Here is an 18044-nt window from a genome sequence, read left to right on the forward strand (position 1 = left end):
CCCTTAATATTCCGGTACTGAAAATTGTTTTAAGAAACGTACATCATTTGTATAGAAATGACGAATATCATCAATTCCATATTTCAACATCGCAATTCGCTCTGGACCCATTCCAAAGGCAAACCCAGAATATTTCTTAGAGTCAAAACCGGACATTTCCAATACATTTGGATGAACCATTCCAGCTCCTAGAATTTCAATCCAGCCTGTTTTTTTACAGACACTGCAGCCTGCACCTTTACAAATAAAACAAGAAATATCCACTTCAACAGAAGGCTCTGTGAATGGGAAAAAGCTTGGGCGTAAACGGATTTCTCTATCTTCCCCAAACATTTTCTTCGCAAAAACTTCAAGCGTACCAATTAAATCACTCATACGAATGTTTTCATCAACCACAAGTCCTTCAATCTGCATAAATTGATGGGAGTGTGTCGCGTCATCATTATCACGACGATATACTTTACCCGGACAAATAATCTTCACTGGACCTTTCCCTTTATGTTTCTCTAATGTTCTTGCTTGCATTGGTGATGTTTGCGTTCGAAGCAATGTTTCTTCTGTAATATAAAATGAATCTTGCATATCTCTTGCTGGGTGATCCTTAGGCAGATTCAATGCTTCGAAATTATAGTAATCATTTTCCACTTCGGGGCCTTCTTCAACGGTATAGCCCATTCCAATAAATAAATCTTCAATTTCTTCTACGACTCTTGTTAGAGGATGATGATTACCTGTAGAAACAGGACGACCAGGTAGAGTTATATCAATTGTTTCAGAAGCAATTTTTTCTTGGACGAGCGCTTCTTCTAACGCCTTTTGTTTAGCCTCAATGCGGCTTGTAATTTCGTCACGAATAACGTTTACTAACGCCCCCATCTTTGGTCTTTCTTCAGCAGATAGTTTGCCCATTCCTTTTAATACTTCTGTAATTGGGCCTTTTTTCCCTAAGTATGCGATACGAATTTCATTTAGTTCTTTCATATCAATACTGCTTTCAATGCGTGTTAGTGCTTCAGCTTGCAATTCTTTTAATTTATCTTCCATTACATTTCCTCCTTATATATGGTTTGTTCTCGCATGAAAATTGGCATAAAAAAACCCCATCCCCAAAAAGGGACGAGGTTATTGTCGCGGTACCACCCTAATTAACTTGTATGTATAAAAAAACAAGTTCACTTCATTTGGATAACGGTAGTCTATACCGGTACATCTTTACATCTTTCTAAACAAGAAAAATGGTCCCGATGCCGACTCAGGAGGTGAACTTCATTCATGTTTTTAATAAAAATGCTTACAGTCTGCGGCATTTTCTCCCTTAATTAAAAAACATCAATTACTTTTCTCCATCAATGTCTTTATTCATGTAATTTGGTTTTAATTATAATATATATCTAATTAGTTTTCAAATGCCTTTTTTGCCTTTGCCAGCCTACCAACACATTATTTAAAATAATACATTAAAATACCAGCTGCGACTGCAACATTTAAAGATTCACTTTTCCCGTAAATTGGTATATATAGGTTGGTATCAGTCTTACTTAATACTTCTTTCCTTACACCATTACCTTCATTCCCAACAATTAAACAAAATGTGGCTGTTTTTTCTACCTCCCGATAATCCCTTCCATTTTCAAGGGCAGTGCCATAAATGGGAATATTTCTTTCTTTTAATTCATCCATAAACGATGCTAAATTTGCTTTTATAATTGGCAAGTGAAAATGGCTTCCTTGGCCTGATCGAACTACCTTTGGATTGTATATATCTACCGTTCCTTCTCCGATAATAACCGCATCGATTCCTGCTGCATCAGCTGTTCGGATAATCGTTCCCAAATTCCCCGGATCTTGAACTTGATCAATCGCAATAAAAGTTTGCGCTGTAGGGAGAATTTCTGGATGGCTTTGCTGCTTACATAAGGCCAGAATGCCTTGGGGTGTTTCTGTATCTGAAAGCTCCTTAATAATCTCTTTTGTAACGATCGTTATCGGAGTATCTCCATAATCCCAAGCAGGTACATCGATATCCTCTGAAACGATTAAATCAATAATAGAATCTGCTTTGAATGCTTCTTCCACAAGGTGAAAGCCTTCCACCAAAAACGTTCCCGTTTTATCTCTTTCCTTTTTTGTTAATCGTTTTTTCCATTCTTTAATTTGTGGATTTTTAACCGAAAGTATGTGTTTCACTTGCTATTCTCCTTCACAATCACCAATTGATCTCTATTGCCTCTATTATAGCGTAAATAAAATACATAATAAACGCCATTAGTGAAATGATAAAAATAGATATGTTTTACAAAAACTCTATACCATATCATTCAATAAGTGATTGGATGTGGATAGGTAACAATGGGAAAGAAGGTGCTTATTATGAATTTAAATTTACGAAATGCAATAATCCATAATGTTTCTGGCAATTCTCAAGATGAATTAAAAGATACAATCGTGGATGCTATCCAAAACGGAGAAGAAAAAATGCTGCCTGGTTTAGGCGTTTTATTCGAAGTAATTTGGAAAAATTCTTCTGAAGAAGATAAAGTAGAAATGCTGCAGACATTAGAAAATGGACTAAAGTAAAACAACTATTCCAACCATAAACCCGAACGATTAGAGGGAAATGCCAATATAATTGGATTTTCTCATAATTATTCGGGTTTTTATTCAGTCTGCTCCATTTTCTCCTAGTAATTTTAGTTTGCTTAAAAACTAAATAATCTTTAAAAACGGAGTAAAATGGAGCGGAGGACACCTGACTCCTGCGGGATGCAAAACCTAAGACTCCACAGGCTTTTGGAGTGTCCCCAAAAATTAGACACATTATTTTAACCTTTGTTCTGAGCTCGATATACTATTGGACTCCGACCATTTAGTTTTGTTTTAATTCATTTAACGCTTGTAATTTATGTGAAGTTTCTTTCGTCTCCGCATAAACTTCTTTATAAATATTATATACTTGTTCGTATTTTTTCACATTTTCTGGAATAGGGTGAAATTCTTCTTTATATTGAACAAACTTTTCCACACACTCATTCATCGTTGCAAACCACCCTAACCCAACTGCAGCAACCATCGCCGCACCTAAACCTGGCCCTTGTTCCACTGTTAAATTAACAACTGGCGTATTAAAAATATCTGCTTGAATTTGTAGCCACTTGCTGTTTTTTGCTCCTCCGCCTACGGAAACAATGCGTGTAAACTGCTTATTCGCATTTTCCTCCATCAAAATCTTACTATCATTCAATGAAAAAGTAATACCTTCTACAACAGCGCGTGCAAAGTTATCTATTGTATGTCTAGCGTCCATTCCAATAAAACTGCCTCTTATTTGACTATCTGTATAGGGTGTTCTTTCTCCCATTATATAAGGAGTAAACACTAATCCATCTGAACCGATTGGAATATTTTCAATATTTGAAAGTAACTCATCATAACTTTTCTCTGAAGCAAACGTATTTTTAAACCAATTTAAACTATATCCTGCAGATAATGTTACCCCCATGGAATAAAAACTATCCTTTATTGCATGATTGAAATAATGAACTTTCCCTGCATAATCTTCTTTCCCATCTTGTTCATAGGAAAGAAATACGCCTGATGTTCCGATACTAGCTAATCCCATACCTTCTTTAACAATTCCTGCACCAACTGCTGCACAGGCATTATCTGCTCCTCCAGAAAATACAGCAATATCATTTGTAAAACCATACTTTTTTGCAAGTTCTGCTTTCATTACGCCTATTTTGTCAGAGGACTCAACAAGCTTAGGAAAAATACCTAATGGAAGATCAAATAATTCAGCAATTGATTCACTCCAAACCTTCTTTTCCACATTCAGCATTAATGTTCCAGCAGCATCTGAATACTCCATTTGCTTATTACCAGTTAAATAGAATCCTAAAAAATCTTTAGGCAATAAAAAGTGCTTTGCTTGTTCCCATATAGTCGGTTCATTTTCTTTTACCCAAAGCAGCTTAGGCAAGGTAAACCCTTCTAGTGCTTTGTTCTTCGTGATGCTAATAACTTCTTGTCCTGCCCTATCCATTATTTCCTGACATTGCTTACTTGTTCTTACATCATTCCATAAGATAGCATTCCTGAGGGGGCTTCCATTTGCATCTAATAAAACTAAGCTATGCATCTGTCCAGAAAAACTAATTCCTTCCGTTTTGGATGCTGCTTCTGGAAATGCCTCAATAATTTCTTTTAGTACAATATCTAATGCTTCTATCCACACATTTGGATTCTGTTCACTGTACTTCGGCTGTGGAGTTAAAAGCTCGTACTCGGAGCTCTTTGTGATAAGAACCTTTCCTTCTTTATCTACTAACAATCCCTTTAAGGAACTTGTTCCTAAATCAATCCCTATTACATATGACATTTATAAACGCTCCCTTCTGAAGACCAATGTAAAGGGATGTCTCATTCAGAGAGATTTCGACCTCCACAAGTATTTCTAGTAGATTTTTTCAATTAGCTACTACTAATAAACTTGTGATGCCAACTCCTTCTATTGAGACACCCCTTTATGGTGTTATATTACTTATTTTTCTATTTGTATTATACTAAATAATCATTCAAACGAGATTTTAAGAATTCCAGATGATTTGGCTCATTTTCAATTTGATCATGTTGTAATGCATATTCAGTTAATGTTTTCAGATTTTCTTTTCCTTCTACAATAGATTTACCAATTCCAGTTGTATAGCTCTTATATCTACGTTCAATTTCTTTATCGAAGAAACCATCTTCTTTTAGTTTTGCAGCTGATTTAAGTCCACGTGCAAAAGTATCCATACCAGCAATATGTGCAAGCACTAAATCTTCCATAGAGAATGAAGAACGGCGAACTTTCGCATCAAAGTTAATACCACCTGGAGCAATTCCTCCATTTTCAAGCACTTGATACATTGCTAGAGTTGTATCATAGATATTAGTTGGGAACTCATCTGTATCCCATCCAAGCATTATATCTCCTTGGTTCGCATCTAGGGATCCAAGTGCATTATAACTTCTCGCAACAGCCATTTCATGTTCAAAAGTATGTCCTGCTAATGTAGCATGGTTTGCTTCTAGATTTAGTTTAAAGTTTTTATCAAGATCGTATTTTTGTAAGAATGCCATTGCCGTAGCAGCGTCAAAGTCGTATTGGTGTTTGGATGGCTCCATTGGTTTTGGTTCAATTAAAAATTGAACTTCATGGTTTAATTCTTTGGCATAATCAACTGCCATATGGAAGAAACGAGCCATGTTATCTTGTTCTAATTGTAAATCTGTGTTTAATAAAGACTCATAACCTTCACGTCCACCCCAGAATACATAGTTCTTGCCGCCAAGCTTTTTGCTGATTTCTAAGCCTTTTTTCACCTGTGCAGCAGCATATGCAAAAACTTCTGCATTGGATGAAGAAGCAGCACCATGTACAAAGCGAGGGTTTGTAAACATATTAGCTGTATTCCATAGTAATTTAATCCCTGTTTGATCCATCTTTTCTTTAATTAAATCTGTGATTACATCTAAATTATCGAAGAACTCTTGAAGCGTATCACCCTCTGGAGCAATATCCACATCATGAAAACAGAAGTATTCAAAACCCATTTTTTCCATTAATTCAAATCCAGCTTCTACACGATTTTTTGCTGTTTCCATTGGCGTTTCACCAAACCAGTTACGATTATTTATAGCAGCACCAAATGGATCAGAACCATCCTGCGTTAATGTATGCCACCATGCCATACTGAAACGCAAATGTTCTTTCATCGTTTTTCCTAATACAACTTCTTCTGGATTATAGTGACGATATGCATAAATATTCTCCGTCTTTGGTCCTTCATATTTTACTTTTTTAATCATTGGAAAAAATTCCATTCTAATTCCCTCCTATTTGTTATAAAAATCAAGATCATTTAAACTTACTTTTTCTTTTCTCATCCATTTTCTACAAATCTATTAATTTACTTTCTATTTGTTAGTTCAATATACTAACTGAATTTATCATAAATCTAACTTTGCTTTTTGTCAAGCGCTTACAATATTATTTTTGTTATTTTATTAATAAATTTGATAGAAGAATTATAATTAGTATGGTAACCTAACAATACATACATCGTTACTAGGTGATAAACTGTTTGGAGGAAAATAATGGTTACAGACAAATATGTAATTAGAGAACAAAATGCTTCTCTTGTTATGGAGCAAATTGTTCAGCATGCCCCTATCTCGCGGGCAACCCTTTCGGCTAATATTGGGTTAAATAAAGCAACTGTTTCTGATATAACAAAGAAGTTACTTGAAGAGAAATTAATAGAAGAAATCGGCATTGGCGAAAGTAGTCATTCTGGGGGAAGAAAGCCAATTCTTTTACAACTAAATAAGAAAGCTGGTCTTTCGATTGCCATAGAGCTTGGCTATGACTTTATTTCTACAATGGTTACTTATTTAGATGGAGAAGTGGTTTTTTATAATAAAGAAAGGGGTACGTTTATTAAGAAAGAAAATGTTCTTACCCATATTTCTGATATTATTGAAAAATATGCGAAAATAAGTAATCTGACAACCTATGGTATTGTTGGGATCGGGATTGCTATACATGGTATTGTAAATAAAAATAACATTTTATTTACTCCCTATTATGATTTAGACAAAATAGAACTTTATGAAGAGTTAACGAAACTGTATCAGTATCCTATCCATATTGAAAATGAAGCTAATTTAACTGCCATTGGAGAGTCTACTTTTTCAACAGAATTTAATAACTTAATTAGTTTAAGTATCCATAGTGGTATTGGTGCTGGAATTATTATTGATGGGCAATTGTTTACAGGTTTAGACGGAAGAGCTGGTGAAGTTGGTCATTCAATTCTTTATCCTGATGGCAGAACTTGCCCATGTGGAAATAAAGGCTGCTTAGAGCAATATTGTTCCGATAAGGTGCTTCTAGAGCAGTTTAAAGAGTTAAAACAATTATCCAATGTTACACCAGATTTATTAGCTGAGCATTATTATGATAATGATTCAGCTATACAAGAACTCATTCAGCAACATTGTTATAATCTTTCAAAAGGGTTAAACAATATAATGACTTTTTTTGCTCCAAAGATTATATATATGAATAGTTCTGTTATTCGAAGAATCCCTGATATACTTTCAATCATTCATAATAACCTAGAAAGTTCCTTTAATAAAGATATCGCCATTGAAAATTCACGTCTGGGTTCTAAGGCATCTTTATTCGGCGCTACCGCTCTAAACATTCGTAATTTCTTAAATATTTCCCATTTAAAAATTATCAATGTAGAGTAACACGACTTTTTTTGCTTACGTTAAAGGGTGATACAATCTTTTCATACAAGTGGAGTAGATTGTATCATTTCTTTTTATTTCTACCTCACACCTTCCCAAAATACCATTATTTTTTTATCGTTTTTTGAAACTTTTTTCACAGTTATTTCGTTAATATCATGATGGATATAAGGATGCTATAATCGTTTTATATAATGTTTGGCTATCATTACAAGAAATAGAGCGAATATGCTATACTTGCTATACAAAATATGAAAAAGGTGAAAAATTTTGACAAAAAAGAAGTTTCATTATTGGTTATTACAAGTTCTTATCATTGTTGCGATTGTTTATTTATGCACAAAAATTTCATTTTTATTTAAACCAGTTGCAGTGTTATTTTCTACTCTTTTTGTTCCCATTATCATTACTGGTTTCTTATACTTTTTACTTAATCCAATCGTTAAGTTTTTGCAAAAAAATAAAATTCCAAAGACACTTTCCATTATTATTCTTTATGTTGGTGTTATCGGCATTTTGATTTTGGTTATTGGCAGTATCGTTCCTATGATCAGCAAAGAATTTAGTGAGTTATTTAAAAATATACCTAAATATGCTGATGAAGCAGTGCAATATTTCCAATACTTAAATGATACAAAACAGTACAAATGGATTATGAATCAAGAATATGTAAAAATTGAAGATATAACAGAAAACTTAAAGGCTTATGCTCAAACAATTCCAAGCAATATAACAAATGGAATCGGTAAAATCATCAGCACTATGACTAATATAACCATTACGATTGTCACAGTTCCATTTTTACTTTTCTATTGTTTAAAAGATGGCAGCAAATTTCCAGAGGCTCTCTCTAAATTTTTCCCTGCATCTTATCGTAAAGAAGGATTACATATTATCAAAGATACAAGCGAAACAATTGCTGCCTACATACAAGGACAAGTTATTGTAGCTCTATTTGTAGGAACCTTGGCTTTAATTGGTTATTTAATAATTGGTCTTGATTATGCGCTTGTAATGGCTTTACTTGTGGCTGTAACAAACATGATCCCATATGTTGGACCATTAATCGGTGGTGCTCCTGCTGTTATTATCGCTATTTTCACATCACCAACACAAGCCTTACTAGTTATTATCGTCATTACCATTGCTCAACAAATTGAAGGAAATATTCTATCTCCTTTAATTCTTGGAAAAAGATTGGATACACATCCAGCAACCATTATTATTCTGCTATTAGTAGCAGGAAATTTAGCAGGTATTTTAGGAATGATTCTTGCAGTACCAACTTACGCTGCTGTTAAAACGATTGTAATCAATATTAACCGCCTGCTCAAAGCAAGGAAGGCAGCGATATTGAATACTAAGATACCTCCACTAGAATAAATATCATATAGCTATTAGGGATAAGATATAGGACTTGTCGATAAAGCTTCTTAAAAAAGGGAATTTGATTAAAAATCAAATTCCCTTTTAATTATGCAAATGTTAATGAATTTACTGTTTCACGATCTAATTTTTTTATTACTTCGACGATTAACTTAACAGCATTTTCATAATCATCACGATGCAGCATTGCAGCATGTGAATGAATATAGCGAGTTGCAATCGTGATAGATAAAGCCGGCACTCCATTATGTGTTAAATGAATGGAGCCTGAGTCTGTACCACCTGCTGGCACACTGTCAAATTGATAAGGTATCTTCAACTCATCAGCAGTATCTGTTACCAGATCACGTAAACCTTTATGAGACACCATGGAAGCATCATATAAAATAATTTGTGGACCTTTGCCCATTTTACTTAATGCTTCTTTTTCTGTTACTCCTGGTGTATCCCCAGCTATACCAACATCTACTCCAAAACCAATGTCCGGCTCAATAAAGTTTGCAGCTGTTTTTGCTCCACGAAGGCCGACCTCTTCTTGAACAGTACCAACACCATAGACAATATTAGGATGGTTGCTGTCTTTTAAATTCTTTAATACATCTATCGCAATAGCACAGCCAATACGATTATCCCATGCTTTTGCAAGCAGCATTTTTTCATTATTCATGACCGTAAACTCGAAATATGGAACGACCATATCGCCTGGTTTCACGCCCCACTCCATCGCTTCCTCTTTAGAAGATGCGCCAATATCAATAAAGATATCTTTTAAGTCGATTGGTTTCTTTCTTGCTTCTGGACTTAATACATGAGGTGGTTTGGATCCTGTAATACCAGTGATCTCTCCTTTGCTTGTTACAATTGTTACTCGTTGAGCTAACATTACTTGTGACCACCAACCGCCTACTGTTTGAAAATAGAGAAAACCTTTATCATCAATACGGGTTATCATAAAACCAACTTCATCAAGATGACCTGCAACCATTATTTTCGGTCCATTTGCTTGGCCAACTTTCTTAGCAATTAAGCTTCCTAAATTATCTGTTGTTACCTCGTCTGCATATTCTGCTATGTACTTTTTCATGATCTCTCTTGGTTCTTTTTCATTTCCTGGAATACCTTTTGCATCAGTAAGATCCTTAAGCATTGTTAATGTTTCATCTAATTTCGCCATTATTTCGACTCCCTTAATATAATATATTCTTCATTATTATACTAGAAAATAATTATAGTACAAAATATAAAATACTACTTATAGCTTTATTGAAAAGAGATTTCTCCTTCGTCATATGGGTACAGAATAGAATCCTTGCTTATATTATGTATCAATTCTTTGTTTCTATTTATTTTTATTTCTTTTTTAAAATATTTTTCTAAAAATGAAACCTTTTATGTTCTCTTTCGTATTCTATTAGTTAATCCTGAAAATTTAAGTTACTGGAGGCTCTTTTATGAAATGGCTTTTGTTATTCGTTCTTCTCGCATTTCTTATTTATGGGTTGTTTCGACTCACTTCTTTCTTAACGAATCCGCAGCGAAGATTAACATTCGCGCAAAAGCGTGGAACATTTTATTTGTTTGATAAAAAAGACAATATAAGAATGAATCTCTTACTAACATATAAAGGTCATTTGCTTGAGGGGGAAAAATACGCTGCTGCTGAAGAAGTGGATCACATTTTACTCTTTCCTACAAATCCTTATAATACAAAGTTGTCCACTCAAGACAAAGCCTATATAGAGCAGTCGCTTTTGTCTATCTATCCAAAGGCAAGAATCGAATGGACACGGTTTAAAAAATCGTAAATACCGGAAGCTCAGACATACGTAATCAACCAAATAAACCCTCGAACAATGATACTTCCTTACTAAGAAAGCTTCGTATTATTGTTTGGGGGTTTATTCATTTTAAGAAAGAAGATCTTCATTCTCTCTTTTTATTCATGAGCCTCTTTAAAAAATTCTCTCCATTTTATTATCGTAATTTTTTCTCGTAAGATATAAACAAGAATTGCCAAAGCAAACATAATGATAACAACCATCGTCAACGAGAATTGGCTTATGAATTGGCCAAAAATAGTATAGAAAAATGCTAAAGGAATATTGCTTATAAAAGAAGTTTTACTATATTCCTTTAAACTTTTTCTTTTTTCCAACAAGCAGAAATTTAATAAATGATAATGAAACACTGGGATCAATCTTAAAATGGAGATTTGTCCGAGTGTTAAATTACGATATTCACCAAACCATCTTTTTTTAAGATGAGATAGTTTGTTATGTGTTTTTGGCAAGCGGTGAATGACTGCATAGAATAAGAGACAATTAATGGTTAAGCCGATAATAGAATAGATGGTGCCAAGCGTCACTCCAAATAAAATTCCTCCCGCAATACAGACTAGAATAGGAGGAATAAACAAAAATTGCCGAAGTGTATGGAATAAAATAAAAATAATCGGTGCTAATATGCCACTAACTTCTACCATAACAAAGAGGACTGATAACTGCTCTTCCATCTTATCACCTTCTGCTCTATAGAATCATGTTGTTATTACAGTGTATAAGAAAAAAGACGAGAATATGCCTAAACATTTAGTATGTAAAGTACAATCCCAGCATCTAGTAATGTCAAGAGAGGTAAACCATATTTGAAAGAAGCATGCTTTGTTTTATGACGAAACTTTTGCATTCCAATAAATAAACCAAACGCCCCAAATAGAATAGCCGTAATCCATAATGTCCTTTCACTTATCCGATACTGATGCTTAATAGCCCTTTTTTTATCTATTCCCATTAAAAAGTATGCGAATATATTCACTACTGCCAAATAGATTAATACATATGTAATCACATGCTCTTCCCCTTTCGCAAAAAAGTATAGAAAAAAAGAAGGTATAAGCTACCTTCTTTTAAAAACTTATTTTAAGTTTTGTTTTGCAACTGTTGCTAATTCAGCAAATGCTTTTTCATCGCTTACAGCAAGTTCAGCAAGCATTTTGCGGTTTACTTCGATACCAGCTAATTTTAATCCGTGCATTAAACGGCTATAAGAAAGACCATTAATACGAGCAGCTGCGTTGATACGAGTAATCCATAATTTACGGAAATCACGTTTCTTTTGACGACGATCTCTGTATGCATACATTAATGATTTCATTACTTGTTGGTTTGCAACTTTATATAATGTATGTTTTGAACCATAATAACCTTTAGCTAATTTAAGAACTTTTTTACGACGTTTGCGTGTAACTGTACCGCCTTTAACACGTGGCATATTATTTCCCTCCTATATTGAAAAAATTACTTAATGTTGTCTAATAAATGACGAATGCGTTTGAAATCGCCTTTGGATACTAATCCAGCTTTGCGAAGTTTACGTTTTTGCTTAGTAGATTTGTTAGCAAATAAGTGACTAGTATAAGCTTTTGAGCGTTTTAATTTACCAGAGCCTGTCTTTTTGAAACGTTTAGCAGCTCCGCGGTGAGTTTTCATTTTTGGCATTTGGTATTCCTCCTCTTACTTGTCGTTTTTAGGCGCTAAAGTCATGAACATGCTTCGACCGTCCATTTTTGGATGTGATTCCACAGTGGCAACTTCTGCACAAGCTTCTGCAAAACGAACAAGTACACGTTGACCGATTTCCTTATGTGTAATAGCACGTCCCTTAAAACGGATGGATGCTTTTACCTTATCGCCTTTTTCTAGGAACTTAATAGCATTACGAAGCTTTGTATTAAAGTCATGCTCATCTATAGTTGGACTAAGGCGAACCTCTTTAATATTAATGATTTTTTGATTTTTACGTGCTTCTTTTTCTTTCTTTTGCTGTTCAAACTTGTATTTACCGTAGTCCATGATACGAGCTACCGGCGGCTTTGCGTTTGGAGCAACAAGAACCACATCAAGATTAACACGTGTTGCAATTTCAAGAGCTTCAAATTTCGTTTTAATCCCAAGCTGTTCTCCATTTTGGTCAATAAGACGAACTTCTCTAGCACGAATGCCTTCATTTAAAATCATATCTTTGCTAATAGTTAAACACCTCCAAGGTTAATGACGAATACAACGTTCGGGTCAAGAATATTCTATCCTAGGTCACCTTCTCTAGTTTAGATACTAATTGACACTTGACTCCCAAGTTGACATCGTAGGCTTTGTAATCTTTATCATCCAAATAAAAAAGTGTGGATGATGAATTCACCCACACTTACGAAACAAAAGTAATACCTAAAATGTTTTACGTAATACCTGTTAACTACTTGGAATCTGTGTCAATCAGGTGAGAAGCGGGTGCTTCTTCTTTTCCTCAAACTCGTATTCAATTTACCTTAGTAACTATATCACAATTGATATCTATAAGTCAACGAAAGAAATATCACAACGAGAAAAATTTTATCAAAATAATGGATTCAATGCAATACTTTTTATGCATAATTTCAGAAAAGCTCGGAATATAGGTTGAAAATTAGAAAATCCCGTTTGGAATTACAACTCTTTTAATTTGATAATTTCACTTCTTGTGTTAACTTTTCTAAGAAATCTACATAAGAAACTGTTTCTGATTTTTGTTCTCCGTATTTGCGGACATTTACGGCTTTGTCTTCCACTTCATTGTCTCCTACTACTAGCATGTAGGGAATTTTTTTCATTTGTGCTTCACGAATTTTATAGCCGATTTTCTCGTCGCGCTCATCTAACTCTACGCGGAAACCGTGTCTTTGTAAGTTTTCTTGTACTTCTTTTGCATATTCAAAATGAACAGAAGGTGATACTGGAATAACTTGTACTTGTACTGGTGATAACCATGTAGGGAATGCTCCTTTGTATTCTTCAATCAAGAATGCAATAAAACGCTCCATTGTTGACACTACACCTCTGTGGATAACTACTGGACGATGCTGCTTTCCATCTTCTCCAACATATGTTAAGTCAAAGCGTTCAGGTAATAAGAAGTCCAATTGGACAGTAGAAAGTGTTTCATCCTTTCCTAAGGCTGTCTTCACTTGCACATCTAATTTCGGACCGTAGAAAGCTGCTTCTCCTTCTGCTTCAAAGTAATCTAAACCTAGGTCGTCCATTGCTTCTTTCAGCATGCTTTGTGCTTTATTCCACATCGCATCATCATCAAAGTATTTCTCTGTATCTGCAGGATCACGATAAGATAAACGGAACGAGTAATCTGTAATATTAAAGTCTTTATATACTTCTAACACTAAGTTTACAACACGCTTGAATTCATCTTTAATTTGGTCTGGTCTTACAAAAATATGTGCATCATTTAGAGTCATCCCGCGAACACGCTGTAATCCTGATAAAGCACCAGACATTTCGTAACGATGCATTGTGCCAAGTTCTGCGATACGGATTGGTAATTCACGATAGCTGTGAATATCATTTTTGTAAACAACCATATGGTGCGGACAGTTCATCGGACGAAGAACTAGCTGCTCATTATCCATTTCCATCACAGGGAACATATCTTCTTGATAATGATCCCAGTGTCCAGATGTTTTATACAAATCGACACTTCCCATGATTGGTGTATATACATGGTTATAGCCCAATCGCTCTTCTTTATCTACAATATAACGCTCTACAATGCGTCTGATTGTTGCGCCTTTTGGCAGCCATAGCGGCAAGCCTTGTCCCACTTTTTGAGAAGTCATAAATAAATCTAATTCTTTTCCGATTTTGCGATGATCTCTTTCTTTTGCCTCTTCTAAAAAGCGTAAGTGCTCTTCTAACTCATTCTTCTTAAAAAATGCTGTTCCATAAATACGTTGAAGCATTTTATTATCGCTGTTCCCTCTCCAGTATGCACCTGCAATGTTCAGCAATTTAAACTCTTTTAGTTTTCCAGTAGATGGTACGTGAACACCGCGACAAAGATCAATAAATTCTCCTTGTTGGTATAATGTTACTGTCTCGTCTTCAGGAATTGCTTCAATTAATTCTAGTTTATATTCATCATCCATTTCTTTAAAAAGCTCAATCGCTTCTGCGCGACTTACTTCTTTACGGATAATTTCCAGGTTTTCGTTAATAATTTTTTTCATTTCTTTTTCAATTGCTGGTAAGTCTTCTGGTGTTAACGATTGCTCTAAATCAATATCATAGTAAAATCCATTTTCGATAACTGGCCCTACACCGAGCTTAACATTTCCATAAATTCGTTTAATAGCTTGTGCCATTAAGTGTGCTGAGCTATGGCGCAAGATTTCTAAAGCATCTGGGCTATCCGGTGTAATGATTTCAAAAGAAGCATCCTCTAGTATAGGTCTTTTCAAATCATATAAAGAGCCATTAATCTTCCCTGCTAGTGCTTTTTTTCTTAAGCCTGGGCTAATGGAACCTGCAATATCTTCTGTTGTAGTCCCTTCTGGAAACTCCTTTACCGCTCCGTCTGGAAATGTAATCTTAATTAATTCTGACATGAAACTTCCTCCTTTATTTTTGCCATTAAGCTTTCCTTGTACGATAAGAACCGATTAAAACGCAAAAAAACCCGTCCCTATACGAAGGGACGAGTTTTATAGTAAAAACACGTGGTTCCACCCTAATTCCCAAACAATGAAAATGTCTGGCTTTAGTTTAAACAGATAACGGCTGCTGAGACCGCCAGTCATTACTGAGGATAATCCCGTTCCTGACTGAAGTTTAAAGGTGGTAAGCAATCTTATCGTGTTAGGAAGTTCCCAGCATCCTTCCCTCTCTTAAAACCGTACAAGAAAACTATTGTCCTTATCATTACAGGTATAAGTTATAGTTAATTTATGTACGTTATTATATGCTTTTCTAGACATAAAATCAAGGGAATTAAAGGGAAACTTACTTCATTTCTGTCTGTGTGCTTATTCTTAGAAAAAATTGTTCCTTTTCTAAAAGTTGCACTCGTTCTTCAAAAATATTTAAAATAGTTCGCACAATAGGTAATTCTCTATCCTCTGTATACAAAAAGATAGTTTTCGGTGCGAGGGCAAGCAATGGTCCTAGAGAATAGGGATCGATATAATGGGTAGAAGAAACAACATTTTTTTGATCATACAGCATCATTAGCTCTTGCTGGGGAATTTCCCGGTATTCTGTATCAAAAAATTGTATTTCTAGATCGATTAACACATGGATATGATTCACTTTTGCAGCCTTTTTGGAAAGGGAATTTCGCAAAGTATGAATAAACACCTGATATTCTTGTTCCATTTTGTACTCATCAATCGATAATTCTATGTATTTTATCAACTTTCCAATAAAAGACTTTAATCGAAAGGTCACAAAGGAATCAAAGGAAAATTCTTTATGTTGTTCTATTATGAAGTTATTCATACACTCTGTCAGACAACTTTTTATGTTTATCTCTTTTGTTAAAGTGGTAAGTCCTTCCCGCTCTTCCTCCACTAAACTATGAAGTATTTCTAATATACTTCGCTGTTCTAGTTCATCCATATAGAAATAACGATTTTTTAATATTTCTCTTGCCCAATCATCTGTTTTTATATGCAAGATAAAAGCAGTTAAGCATTTCTTTATCTCCTTACTGCTTCCATCTGTTTTAACAATAATACACTTATTGTCGTCGTCTATTCTGTCAAACGACTCCGCATATTTTACTTGTTTCTTCAGTATGCGCAAAAACCTCAAAGCATCTTTTTGATCATGAAATTGAATTTCAATCAACCGTATCCCCCCTTTTATAAAGAAGTCCTCGATTTCATATATATGGGGAAGAGGTAGAAATTAGACTATAAAATATGTATGCAGATGAATGGACGTTTATAAAAAATAGTTAAAAAACAAAAAAGACAGACTATCCACTTAGTCTGTCTCACACTGTAGTCAAACACCCATATTTTGGAAATAGAGGTTTGGCTACAGTATATTTATCAATTCCTTCGAATAGGGATGTTACTTTCCATTTCAGGGGTTCGCTTTCCGTGAGGTTCGTACTAATCCCACAGGAGTCTCACCCCCTCCACTCCAAGCAATGTGTGAAAATGCAATTATACTTCTCCCATATCCTTTTATCGACAAACAGAGACAGATTATCGACTTAGTCTATCTTCATCATTAATAAAATTCCATCACAAAAACAATAGGATAGCTCCTAATACGAGAGCATACAAAATAATATATCCACTATACAATTTTTGAAACGAAATGGATCGTTTTTCGCATCGAGTTCTTATATATGCAAGTAATCTTCTATTCTTTGTTATATACGTATAGGTTAAACCAAATACCAATAACGCTAGGATTATTTTATAGATTCCCGGACTATAAAAAGACAGAAAAAAGGGAATTAATAATAACAATATCGTCATCGATACAAAGAAAAGAAACTGGTTATACCGCTTTATTACTAATTTTTCTGCATTTGAAATTTCCGTCAACGCACACTTCTCCTTACTAAAAATTGAAACTTTTTAACTCTATTATGTTCGCTTATTTTTTCCTTTCACGCGAATAGGTGTAGATAAGTAACGAATTCTCTCCATTACTCTCATCGCTTTCATCTTTTCCTCTTCTCCTCTTTGCGAATAAGTAAGATGATGCTCTAAGCCACTAAAGTCAAAATTAGACGTAAATAACGTAGGTAAATTCTCTAACATTCTGAACTGCAAAATCGGTCCAAGCACCTCATCTCGAATCCAACTAGACATTGTTTCTGCTCCGATATCGTCCAGCATTAAAATAGGCTCACGTTTTATACTTTCGATTTTATCATTTAATGTGCTATCAGCAATGGAGCTCTTCATTTCTCTAAATAATTCAGGAACATATACAATCATAGACGAAATTTGCTTTTGAGAAAGTTTATTAGCAATGGCTCCTAAAATATATGATTTGCCAACCCCAAATTCTCCATAAAAATAGATTCCTTTATGTCTTTCACCAGGTTTATAATCCTCTACAAATCGGATAGCAGCTTCCACTGCCTCCATTCTCTCTCCGTCAAGATCAATGGTATTGAAGGAAGCTTCCAGAATATCCTTTGGTACATATAAGCTTTTAATCAACTTCTCTTTTTTCTTCTGATTATCTTCCGTCAACTTACGGGGACAACGGTCATACTGAATCTCAATATTCCCTCTGACTATTACTAGACTAGGATGGTATCCCTGCATCATATTTACACATCCTTGAAGACTAGGGCATTTATTGCAAGCTTTGCTTTGATTGGCATATTCATATAGCTTTATCATGCCAACATCAACTGCATTGGAAGTAAGCTCGTCCTCATGCTCTCGTAGAAAGGCCCTTACATCAGGATGTGCAAGCACTTCCTGTTTCATAGCACGGTATCGTTCCTGAAAATTATTACCCGCACCAAATTTCTTTAAGGTATCGTTAATTCTTTCCACCGTT

General features: G+C 34.7%; 18 protein-coding genes and 3 other annotated features. Of the genes, 4 read left to right on the plus strand and 14 right to left on the minus strand.

The window, feature by feature from the left end:
* Window positions 1–3: 3 nt before the first annotated feature.
* Both pheS and NX902_RS17435 read right to left on the minus strand, forming a co-directional pair.
* The gene (pheS, locus tag NX902_RS17430; protein ID WP_095331472.1) at window positions 4–1044 is read right to left on the minus strand and encodes a phenylalanine--tRNA ligase subunit alpha; all 1041 of its coding nucleotides are present in this window, start codon (window positions 1042–1044) and stop codon (window positions 4–6) included.
* A gap of 65 nt (window positions 1045–1109) precedes the next feature.
* Window positions 1110–1359, minus strand: a binding site (T-box leader).
* 81 nt (window positions 1360–1440) lie between these two features.
* Window positions 1441–2187, minus strand: a complete 747-nt coding sequence (locus tag NX902_RS17435) for a TrmH family RNA methyltransferase (RefSeq protein WP_095331470.1) — start codon at window positions 2185–2187, stop codon at window positions 1441–1443.
* A 183-nt stretch (window positions 2188–2370) separates the two neighbouring features.
* Here NX902_RS17435 and sspI point away from each other — a divergent pair, with 183 nt between their 5' ends.
* On the plus strand, window positions 2371–2577 hold the full coding sequence (sspI, locus tag NX902_RS17440) for a small acid-soluble spore protein SspI (RefSeq protein WP_047941909.1): 207 nt from the start codon (window positions 2371–2373) through the stop codon (window positions 2575–2577).
* Window positions 2578–2866: 289 nt separating this feature from the next.
* On the opposite strand, the gene xylB is transcribed toward sspI, so the two are convergent.
* Window positions 2867–4378 carry a xylulokinase gene (xylB, locus tag NX902_RS17445; protein ID WP_095331468.1) on the minus strand — a complete coding sequence of 504 codons (1512 nt, stop codon included), beginning with the start codon at window positions 4376–4378 and terminating at the stop codon, window positions 2867–2869.
* A gap of 179 nt (window positions 4379–4557) precedes the next feature.
* Window positions 4558–5865, minus strand: coding sequence for a xylose isomerase (gene xylA, locus NX902_RS17450; RefSeq protein ID WP_341160871.1), 1308 nt, complete (start codon window positions 5863–5865; stop codon window positions 4558–4560).
* A 273-nt stretch (window positions 5866–6138) separates the two neighbouring features.
* On the opposite strand from xylA, the gene NX902_RS17455 reads away from it, so the two are divergent.
* Together NX902_RS17455 and NX902_RS17460 are read left to right on the plus strand one after the other, a co-directional pair.
* Window positions 6139–7299 carry an ROK family protein gene (locus tag NX902_RS17455; RefSeq protein ID WP_095331464.1) on the plus strand — a complete coding sequence of 387 codons (1161 nt, stop codon included), beginning with the start codon at window positions 6139–6141 and terminating at the stop codon, window positions 7297–7299.
* Between the two features lie 270 nt (window positions 7300–7569).
* Window positions 7570–8682: an AI-2E family transporter gene (locus NX902_RS17460; protein ID WP_095331462.1), complete on the plus strand. Its 1113-nt coding sequence runs from the start codon at window positions 7570–7572 to the stop codon at window positions 8680–8682.
* Window positions 8683–8773: 91 nt separating this feature from the next.
* On the opposite strand, the gene NX902_RS17465 is transcribed toward NX902_RS17460, so the two are convergent.
* The gene (locus NX902_RS17465; protein ID WP_095331460.1) at window positions 8774–9859 is read right to left on the minus strand and encodes a M42 family metallopeptidase; all 1086 of its coding nucleotides are present in this window, start codon (window positions 9857–9859) and stop codon (window positions 8774–8776) included.
* 277 nt (window positions 9860–10136) lie between these two features.
* Between NX902_RS17465 and NX902_RS17470 the strand changes: the two genes are divergently transcribed.
* Window positions 10137–10490, plus strand: a complete 354-nt coding sequence (locus NX902_RS17470; RefSeq protein ID WP_095331458.1) for a sigma-w pathway protein ysdB — start codon at window positions 10137–10139, stop codon at window positions 10488–10490.
* A gap of 131 nt (window positions 10491–10621) precedes the next feature.
* Here the strand turns inward: NX902_RS17470 and NX902_RS17475 are convergent, their stop codons facing one another.
* From NX902_RS17475 to dnaI, 9 genes are all read right to left on the minus strand, one after another.
* Window positions 10622–11197: a TVP38/TMEM64 family protein gene (locus NX902_RS17475; protein ID WP_095331456.1), complete on the minus strand. Its 576-nt coding sequence runs from the start codon at window positions 11195–11197 to the stop codon at window positions 10622–10624.
* 68 nt (window positions 11198–11265) lie between these two features.
* On the minus strand, window positions 11266–11532 hold the full coding sequence (locus tag NX902_RS17480; protein WP_095331454.1) for a DUF1294 domain-containing protein: 267 nt from the start codon (window positions 11530–11532) through the stop codon (window positions 11266–11268).
* Between the two features lie 66 nt (window positions 11533–11598).
* On the minus strand, window positions 11599–11955 hold the full coding sequence (gene rplT, locus NX902_RS17485; RefSeq protein ID WP_031534824.1) for a 50S ribosomal protein L20: 357 nt from the start codon (window positions 11953–11955) through the stop codon (window positions 11599–11601).
* 26 nt (window positions 11956–11981) lie between these two features.
* Window positions 11982–12182 carry a 50S ribosomal protein L35 gene (gene rpmI, locus NX902_RS17490; protein WP_016201803.1) on the minus strand — a complete coding sequence of 67 codons (201 nt, stop codon included), beginning with the start codon at window positions 12180–12182 and terminating at the stop codon, window positions 11982–11984.
* 15 nt (window positions 12183–12197) lie between these two features.
* The gene (gene infC, locus NX902_RS17495) at window positions 12198–12701 is read right to left on the minus strand and encodes a translation initiation factor IF-3 (protein ID WP_016201804.1); all 504 of its coding nucleotides are present in this window, start codon (window positions 12699–12701) and stop codon (window positions 12198–12200) included.
* Window positions 12702–12851: 150 nt separating this feature from the next.
* Window positions 12852–12989: a sequence feature (ribosomal protein L20 leader region), on the minus strand.
* Between the two features lie 188 nt (window positions 12990–13177).
* Window positions 13178–15115 carry a threonine--tRNA ligase gene (gene thrS, locus NX902_RS17500; protein ID WP_095331452.1) on the minus strand — a complete coding sequence of 646 codons (1938 nt, stop codon included), beginning with the start codon at window positions 15113–15115 and terminating at the stop codon, window positions 13178–13180.
* 82 nt (window positions 15116–15197) lie between these two features.
* Window positions 15198–15438: a binding site (T-box leader), on the minus strand.
* 71 nt (window positions 15439–15509) lie between these two features.
* Window positions 15510–16355 (minus strand): sporulation protein YtxC, encoded by an 846-nt coding sequence (ytxC, locus tag NX902_RS17505; RefSeq protein ID WP_341160872.1) that lies wholly within the window; start codon window positions 16353–16355, stop codon window positions 15510–15512.
* Between the two features lie 404 nt (window positions 16356–16759).
* On the minus strand, window positions 16760–17068 hold the full coding sequence (locus tag NX902_RS17510; protein WP_095331448.1) for a hypothetical protein: 309 nt from the start codon (window positions 17066–17068) through the stop codon (window positions 16760–16762).
* A gap of 42 nt (window positions 17069–17110) precedes the next feature.
* Window positions 17111–18040 (minus strand): primosomal protein DnaI, encoded by a 930-nt coding sequence (gene dnaI, locus NX902_RS17515; protein ID WP_095331446.1) that lies wholly within the window; start codon window positions 18038–18040, stop codon window positions 17111–17113.
* Window positions 18041–18044 lie beyond the last annotated feature (4 nt).

Source organism: Niallia sp. FSL W8-0954, assembly GCF_038005605.1.
GTDB classification, from domain to species: domain Bacteria; phylum Bacillota; class Bacilli; order Bacillales; family Cytobacillaceae; genus Niallia; species Niallia circulans_A.

Coding starts and splice junctions, on each gene's coding strand:
- pheS (WP_095331472.1), bottom strand. CDS start 1,044: ATGGAAGATAAATTAAAAGAATTGCAAGCTGAAGCACTAACACGCATT.
- sspI (WP_047941909.1), top strand. CDS start 2,371: ATGAATTTAAATTTACGAAATGCAATAATCCATAATGTTTCTGGCAAT.
- xylB (WP_095331468.1), bottom strand. CDS start 4,378: ATGTCATATGTAATAGGGATTGATTTAGGAACAAGTTCCTTAAAGGGA.
- xylA (WP_341160871.1), bottom strand. CDS start 5,865: ATGGAATTTTTTCCAATGATTAAAAAAGTAAAATATGAAGGACCAAAG.
- NX902_RS17455 (WP_095331464.1), top strand. CDS start 6,139: ATGGTTACAGACAAATATGTAATTAGAGAACAAAATGCTTCTCTTGTT.
- NX902_RS17465 (WP_095331460.1), bottom strand. CDS start 9,859: ATGGCGAAATTAGATGAAACATTAACAATGCTTAAGGATCTTACTGAT.
- NX902_RS17470 (WP_095331458.1), top strand. CDS start 10,137: ATGAAATGGCTTTTGTTATTCGTTCTTCTCGCATTTCTTATTTATGGG.
- NX902_RS17475 (WP_095331456.1), bottom strand. CDS start 11,197: ATGGAAGAGCAGTTATCAGTCCTCTTTGTTATGGTAGAAGTTAGTGGC.
- rplT (WP_031534824.1), bottom strand. CDS start 11,955: ATGCCACGTGTTAAAGGCGGTACAGTTACACGCAAACGTCGTAAAAAA.
- rpmI (WP_016201803.1), bottom strand. CDS start 12,182: ATGCCAAAAATGAAAACTCACCGCGGAGCTGCTAAACGTTTCAAAAAG.
- infC (WP_016201804.1), bottom strand. CDS start 12,701: ATGATTTTAAATGAAGGCATTCGTGCTAGAGAAGTTCGTCTTATTGAC.
- thrS (WP_095331452.1), bottom strand. CDS start 15,115: ATGTCAGAATTAATTAAGATTACATTTCCAGACGGAGCGGTAAAGGAG.